At 73.5% G+C, this 7078-nt stretch carries 4 protein-coding genes; 2 read left to right on the top strand and 2 right to left on the bottom strand.

Translation table 11 applies throughout. From position 1 onward, the window contains the following. Window positions 1–287: 287 nt before the first annotated feature. Entirely contained in the window at window positions 288–566 is a 279-nt protein-coding gene (locus tag COGEMETH_RS07885) for a hypothetical protein (RefSeq protein WP_238182052.1), read from the top strand. A gap of 117 nt (window positions 567–683) precedes the next feature. On the opposite strand, the gene COGEMETH_RS07880 is transcribed toward COGEMETH_RS07885, so the two are convergent. After that, window positions 684–1121, bottom strand: a complete 438-nt coding sequence (locus tag COGEMETH_RS07880) for a DUF3429 domain-containing protein (protein ID WP_238182051.1) — start codon at window positions 1119–1121, stop codon at window positions 684–686. Window positions 1122–1533: 412 nt separating this feature from the next. Further along, on the bottom strand, window positions 1534–4869 hold the full coding sequence (locus COGEMETH_RS07875; protein WP_238182050.1) for a hypothetical protein: 3336 nt from the start codon (window positions 4867–4869) through the stop codon (window positions 1534–1536). Between the two features lie 301 nt (window positions 4870–5170). Between COGEMETH_RS07875 and COGEMETH_RS07870 the strand changes: the two genes are divergently transcribed. Next, window positions 5171–6946 carry an acyl-CoA dehydrogenase C-terminal domain-containing protein gene (locus COGEMETH_RS07870; RefSeq protein WP_238182049.1) on the top strand — a complete coding sequence of 592 codons (1776 nt, stop codon included), beginning with the start codon at window positions 5171–5173 and terminating at the stop codon, window positions 6944–6946. Window positions 6947–7078: the final 132 nt, after the last annotated feature.

The raw sequence follows: 7078 nt of genomic DNA, 5'->3' as shown, positions 1-7078 counted from the left end.
GCGGTGGCGGCGGCGGTGCGGCGCCGATGGTCGGCATCGGTTTCTGAGCGATCCCGGATCGGGCGGGCGGGGTCGGAGGTTTTTCACGGCGACCGGAACGGGCGCCCGGTTCGGGATGCGGGCTCACGCCGGCGCGCATCGGGCGTCCCGTCGATGCGCGGATCGCCGGGTTCCGGTCCGCGTCCGCACCTCGCATTCGCACCGCCACGATGCGGTCGCGATTGTGTCCCTTCGATCGGCCGCCACGGAAGGGGCCGGCCGTCCACCGTCTGCAGGAGTGTTTTTCGATGTCCCGATTCGTCCAGCGTTCGGCCTTCGCCCTCGGCATGGCCGGAATCCTGATGGCCGCCGGCCCGGCGCTCGCGGACGCGCCGCTGCGGTCCCTGCAATCCTGCGCGCCGTCGTCGGCGGCCTGGGCCTCGGACCGGGCCGCCTGCCGGGTCGCGGCCCGCGTCACGCATCGTCGGGTGCTCGCCGGCATCCGGACGCCCTATGCCGCCTCGGGCTCCGCCCTCGGCGTGCCGAGCCGCTACGTCAGCCTCCTGATCCTCGGCGTCGGCTACTGATTTTTTCGGCCTCGACCTCTGCGGCGGCGCGTGGCGTGGAATACGCCACGGCGCTTCGACGGGTCCGAGCGCGCGATCCGATGTCCGCGAACCGTCCGGCACGCCGTGGAATGGGGCTCAGGCCGCCACCAGCAGGGACATGCCGGCGACGCCCGACAGGACGAGGCGCAGGCGCCCGAGCCAGCGCGGGACCAGCCCGCGGCGGGGCAGGTCCTGGTCGATCAAACCCCAGGCCAGGACGAGGACGCCGAGCACGCGCAGGTCCCACGGGGCCGGCGCGGCCAGCGCCGCCCAGGCGACGAGCGACGGGATGATCGCCACGAGGTAATCGCCGTTGCCGCCGTTGCGGGCTGCCGCCGCCCCCCAGCGGATGCCGCCGAGGAACGAGGCGACCACGGCGCCGTAGGCCGAGAGCATGGTGCGGGGCGAGAAGCCGAAGCCGCCGATGCCCCCGTCGCTGCCGGTCACCGCCAGGGCGGCAAAGCCCAGGAACGGAATCAGCCCCGCGACGCCGAGGACGACGGCGCTGATCGGGACCGGGTTCAGGCGCGCCATCCGTTCTCCGGTTCAGGGCATCGCCCGACGCACCGGGCGCCGGGCCGGGTTCGGACGATGCGGCAGATCGTGGCTCTCGCGGACGCCGGCGCGATCCGTGACGCACCGCCTCGGCAGGAATCCGAAGGTAATCCCTGCGGAGGATTCCCGCACTGCGGCACGATGGTCAAGCTTCACCGGGAGGGCGGGCTACGGCGCCCTCCGCCGAAGCGGGCGCCGTTTCGGCGCGAGGAAGCGCGTCCCGTCAAGGACTTGTACCGAGCCTCGGCGAGGACGGCCCATCGAGGCTCGGCCCCCGCGACTGCGGGGCGGCGGCCGTCCGCCGGACCTCATGGGTTCTGACCTGTGAGACTCGGTATGGGAGAGGCCGACCTGATGCGGTCCGGTCGGGAACGGGTCTCGATGCCCGCCGTCAGATATTCTTGCGTGCCGCCGGCGCGAAGACGTTCGCGGTCGGGGCAGGCGCGCCCAGCAGGCTCATGGCCGGCGGGGTGGCATCCTTGACGACCGGGGGCTCGTTCACGGCCGGGTCGAGCTTGCGGGCCTTGAATCCGGCGGCCAGGGCCTTGGCGCCGGCCAGATCCGCCGGTGCGAGCTTGGCGGCCACGTCGTCGCGCTTCCTGCCGGCATCCTCGTCGCCCTGCGCGGACGCGGCGGAGAACCAGGCATACGACTGCACCAGGTCCTGCGTCAGCCCGAGGCCGCGGGCGTAGAGCACCGCGAGGTTGTACTGGCTGTCGCGCACGCCGGCTTCCGCGCCCTGCCTGAACCAAGAGGCGGCCGAGGCGTAATCCGGCTTGCCGGTGGCGCTCGGGTTCTCGGCGTAGAGCACCGCGAGGTTGTGCATCGAGCGGGCATGGCCCTGCTCGGCGGCCCGGCCGTACCAGAGCTTGGCCTGGGCGATGTCCCGCGCTAGCCCGGAGCCCTTCTCGTAATGGCCGGCGAGCTTGTACTGGGCCGGGGCGTAGCCGGCCGAGGCCAGCTTCTCGTAGAGCTTGGCCGCGAGCGCCAAGTCGCGGGGCAGGCCGCGTCCGTCGGCCTCCCGTCCGGCGAGTTCCCAGATCGCGGTGCCGTCGCCGTCGAGGACCGACTGCTTCAGCTTGGACAGGCCCGTCGGAATGCCGGCGAGGTCGGCGGCGAGCCCGCCCATGGACGAGACCTGCGGCACCGCGGCCTTGGCGGGCGCCGGGCGGGCCGGGGCAGCGGCGGGGGAGATCGCCTGCGTGGTCTGCGGATCGGGGAGCGCGGGCTTGGCCGCCTCGACGGGCGCCGGGGCGGCGTTCCCGGTCTCCGGCCGGGCGGCGGGGCCGGCATCGGCGGCGGGCGGCGATGCCTTGACGGCAGCCACCGGCGCCGGCTCGGCGGGTTCGTTACCGGAGGAGCGCATGCTCACCGCCTGGAGGGCGCCGAGCACGAGCACGATGGCCGCGAGGCCCAGCAGCAGCGGCCGGCGGCGGCGGTCGATCTCGGCCCGGAAGCGGGCGAGGCGCCCGTCCGCGGCGGGCGTTGCGGCCGGGCCGGCCTTGCGGGTGCCACGGGGCTCGCGCCGCTCGCTCGTCGTGGATTCCGTGGCGAGTTCGACCTGTGCCGCCTGGGCCGCCCGGCGTGCGGCCGCGATGAAGTTCGTCTTGATGTCGCCGGCTCCCTCGCCGGACTCCTTGGCCGTCTCCCTGGCCGTCTCCCTGGCGATGCGCTCGTGTCCGGCCCGGCCGCGGGCGGGGGGCTCCTGCGCGGGGCGGCCGGCACCGGGCTCCAGCAGTTCGTCGCTGAAGCGGCCGCCGTCGACGGACGGCTCAGCACCGGTCCGCGGCGCCTCCGGCCGGCGGCCGGGGCGCGCCCGCGGCGCCTCGATCCCGGTCGAGGCCATGAGGCGCTCGTCGAGGGAGGGGGCGCGGGCGGCGGCGGCCGCGCGGACGCTCTCGCCATCGGCGGGGCCGAGCCGGCCGACCAGCCGGTCGAGGGCCGATTGCACGCCCGTCAGGGTCGCGCTCAGGCGTTCGTCCGAGGCGGATTGCCGGGCCTGGATGTCGGCGAGCCCGGCGCGGATCAGCCCGAACTCGCTCTTGTCCGCCGCGCCGTGGGCGGCCTCGCGCGGGCCCTCCTCGCGCAGCGCCGTGACCTGCGTGAGCAGGTCGCCCATGGTGCGCTCCAGCCCCGTCAGGGCCGGGTCGCTGCCGCGGGCGTCGATGCGGCCGGCCAGCGTCATCACCTGCCGTTCGAGGGCGTCGAGGCCGTCCCCGTCCGGGCGGCTGCCGACGCGGTCCACCTTCTCGGCGAGGTTGTGCAGCATGGCGTGGATCGAGGCCACGTCGCCGCCGGGCACGGCCGGCTGGCGCAGGCTCTCGCCGAGACCTTCGAGCCGCCCGATCAGGTCGCCGACCGGGTGGACGCTGACCCGGTCCACCTTCTGCGCAAGGGCGTCGATGCGCCCGAGGATGGCGCGGGAATCCGCGTTGTCGGCCTCGCCGGAGCGGGCGTGCAGGGCGTCGACCTTGGCGGCCATCGCCCGGATCTGCTCGGTCAGGGCCGCGGGCGCCGGGGCCGTCAGCCCGCTGCGGATCTCCTCCAGCAGCGGGCGCAGGCCCGTGGCGTCGCCGTCCGTGGCCGCGCTCTGCAACTGCGCGATCTGTCCGCTGACCGCCTGCAAGCCTTGCGCGAGGCTCTGGATGCGCTCGGGGCCGGCCAGCGCCGCGATCAGCCGGCGGATCTCGTCGAGCTCCCCGAAGACGCTGGCGAGAGCGTCGCGGTCGGGCGGCGTGCCCGGTCCCGCGGCCGCGACGGTGTCGAGATGGGCGGCCAGGCGCTCGACGTCGCCGGCCACGCGGGTGTGCACGTTCTCCGCCACGTCCTCGGCCAGCCGCTCGACCTGGACGCGGATCACCTCGATCGGGCCGGCGATGGCCGTGAGGTCCGTGGAGGCTTCCACGCGCTCGACGCCGGTGGCGAGGGAAATCACCGCCTGCTCCAGGGCGCCCACGTCGCGGCCGGTGGCGAGGTGTCCGATCATCTCGCGCAGCCGTGCGGTCTCGCGCTGGAGTTCGCTCACGGCGGCGGACGGCACGGCCTCCTGAACCGTCGCGTCGAGCCGCCGGGCGAGGTCCTGGCGCATGCTCGCGACGATGCCGCCCTCGGCCCCCACCGGCGCCGTCCCGCCTTCGCTCAACTCGCGCTGGCGCTGGCGGATTTCCTCGACCGCGTCGCGGACCTCGGCGACGGCCGGACGGCCGCGACGCCCGAGGGGGCGCGAGGCCGCGAGCTGCTCGCCGAGCTGCGACATCCGGCGCTCGATGTCGCCGAGGCGCTCCGTGACCTGCTGCACCGGGCCGGTGCCGGACCCGAGCGCCTCGCCGATGCGGGTCTCGATCTCCGTCATCCGGCGCGCGGCGGCGTCCTGGATGGATTGCCGCTCCTCGCCGAACGCCCGGTCGAGCCCGTCGAGGCGGGCCATCAGCGCGTCGAGGGTCTTGGCGAACCGGTCGTCGGCGGGGGCCGCCACGGGGGAGGGGGAGGGCGCCTCGGGCGGCACGATGAGGTCGTCCGGCCGGATTTCGGCGGCGGGCTGCAGGCCGCCGGAGGCCGCCTCCGGAGCGGCGCGCCGGCGGCGGCGGCGCTCCACGGTGCCGGCCGGGGGCACCACGGACGCGATCCAGGTCTCCAGCGGGACGCCGGCCCGGCGCGCCACGTCGCGGGCGGCCTCGAGCACGTCGGGGTCGAGACTGTCGAAGCTGGGCGTGGCGGTTCGGGTCATCGTCGGCCTGCCTTCGGAGGCGGTCGCATCAGAGCCGGGGACTTGCGCGCCGCTGGCGCGGGTTCTCGGGTGTGCGGTCGTCGGATCGGTTGGCGCCGACAATTAACTTTCTTGGTAAACACCGCGTTAAAGGCCGCCCTCACGCAGACGATGTCGGTCGAGCTCAAGAGCCGCACTGAAACAAAACCGGCGCGGCGGCCTCTTGCCAGGGCATCCCGAGATAGTTTATATATGAACTATCGAGGGGACCGCAGTACCGGGGACGGTCCGCTGGTCCGCCCATGCACGCGGAGGATTCGAGATGCCGAGCTATCGCGCCCCGGTCGAGGACACCCTGTTCCTCCTCAACGACGTGCTCGGCTTCCATCGCCACGCCAACCTCGCCGGCTTCTCGGAGGCCTCCCGGGACGTGGTCGAGGCAGTGCTGTCGGAGGGCGGCAAGCTCGCCGACGAGGTCCTGGCCCCGGTCAACCAGGTCGGCGACGTGGAGGGCTGCACCCGCGAGGCGGACGGCGCGGTGCGCACCCCCAAGGGCTTCAAGGCGGCCTACGACGCCTATGCCCGGGGCGGCTGGATGGGCCTCTCCGTGCCGGAGGAATACGGCGGCCAGGGCCTGCCCCACACCCTCAACACCGCGATGCAGGAATTCGCCTCCGGCGCGAACCTGGCGCTGGGCATGTATCCCGGCCTGACGCAGGGGGCGATGGCCGCGCTCCTCGTCCACGGTTCGGAGGCGCAGAAGACGACCTACCTGCCCAAGATGGTCGAGGGGGCCTGGACCGGCACCATGAACCTCACCGAGCCCCATTGCGGCACCGATCTCGGGTTGCTCAAGACCAAGGCCGTGCCCAACGGCGACGGCTCCTACGCGCTGACCGGCACGAAGATCTTCATCTCGGCGGGCGAGCACGACCTGTCCGAGAACATCGTCCACCTCGTCATCGCCCGGATCGAGGGCGCGCCGGCCGGCACCAAGGGCATCTCGCTCTTCGTCGTGCCGAAGTTCCTGGTGGAGGCGGACGGCTCGGTCGGCGCGCGCAACGGCGTGTCCTGCGGCTCGATCGAGCACAAGATGGGCATCCACGGCAATTCCACCTGCGTCATGAACTACGACGGCGCGACGGGCTGGCTCGTGGGCCAGGAGAACCGCGGCCTCGCCGCCATGTTCGTGATGATGAACGAGGCCCGCCTCGCCGTCGGCGTCCAGGGCCTCGGGCAGTCGGAGGTCGCCTACCAGAACGCGGTGGCCTACGCGAAGGACCGGCTCCAGGGCCGGGCGCTCACCGGCGCCAAGGAGCCCGCCAAGGCCGCCGACCCGATCATCGTCCACCCGGACGTGCGCCGCACCCTGATGGGCATCCGCGCCTTCAACGAGTCGGCCCGCGCCCTGATGCTCTGGACCGCCCTGCAATCCGACATCTCCCACCGCTCCGAGGACGCCAAGGAGCGCCAGACCGCCGACGACCTCCTCGGGCTGCTGACCCCGGTGGTGAAGGGCGTGCTCACCGACCGGGGCTTCGCCAACGCGGTCGAGGCCCAGCAGATGTTCGGCGGCCACGGCTACATCGAGGAATGGGGCATGTCGCAGTTCGTGCGCGATGCCCGCATCGCCATGATCTACGAGGGCGCCAACGGCATCCAGGCCATGGACCTGATCGGCCGCAAGCTCCCGAAGGACGGCGGCCGGGCGATGATGGCCTTCCTCGGTGAGGTCCAGGCGTTCATCGAGGCCCACGAGGATGCGGCGATGGCGCCCTTCACCGGCCCGCTCCAGGCCGGGCTGAAGGACCTCCAGGGTGCCACGATGTGGCTGATGCAGAACGCCTTCGCCAAGCCCGACAACGCGGGCGCGGCCGCCACCGACTACATGCACCTCCTCGGCCTCGTCGCGATGGGCTACATGTGGGCGCGGATCGCCAAGGCCGCGGCGGCCAAGCCCGGCGATGCGCGCATGGAGGCCAAGCTCGTCACCGGCCGCTTCTACATGGAGCGGACGCTGCCCGAGACCGCCACGCGCCTGGCGCGGATCAAGGCCGGGGCCGACACGACGATGGCTCTGGCCGCCGAGGCGTTCTGAGGCGCGAAAAACCCTCCCCCCTCTGCGGGGGAGGGTGGCCCTCGCGTGAGCGAGGGTCGGGAGTGGGGAGCGACCTCTCCGGACAACGCGCTCCCCTCTCCCGCAGAGGGGGAGGGAGGAGTTCGCACCAGG

This window comes from Methylobacterium trifolii (genome assembly GCF_022179685.1).
Lineage (GTDB): Bacteria > Pseudomonadota > Alphaproteobacteria > Rhizobiales > Beijerinckiaceae > Methylobacterium > Methylobacterium trifolii.
The sequence above is the reverse complement of the archived record's forward strand: the minus strand, read 5'-3'. Positions and strand labels throughout refer to the sequence as shown.

What these genes read in the sequence shown, in the direction of transcription:
- COGEMETH_RS07885 (WP_238182052.1), top strand. Translation starts at nt 288, where the DNA reads ATGTCCCGATTCGTCCAGCGTTCGGCCTTCGCCCTCGGCATGGCCGGA.
- COGEMETH_RS07880 (WP_238182051.1), bottom strand. Translation starts at nt 1,121, where the DNA reads ATGGCGCGCCTGAACCCGGTCCCGATCAGCGCCGTCGTCCTCGGCGTC.
- COGEMETH_RS07875 (WP_238182050.1), bottom strand. Translation starts at nt 4,869, where the DNA reads ATGACCCGAACCGCCACGCCCAGCTTCGACAGTCTCGACCCCGACGTG.
- COGEMETH_RS07870 (WP_238182049.1), top strand. Translation starts at nt 5,171, where the DNA reads ATGCCGAGCTATCGCGCCCCGGTCGAGGACACCCTGTTCCTCCTCAAC.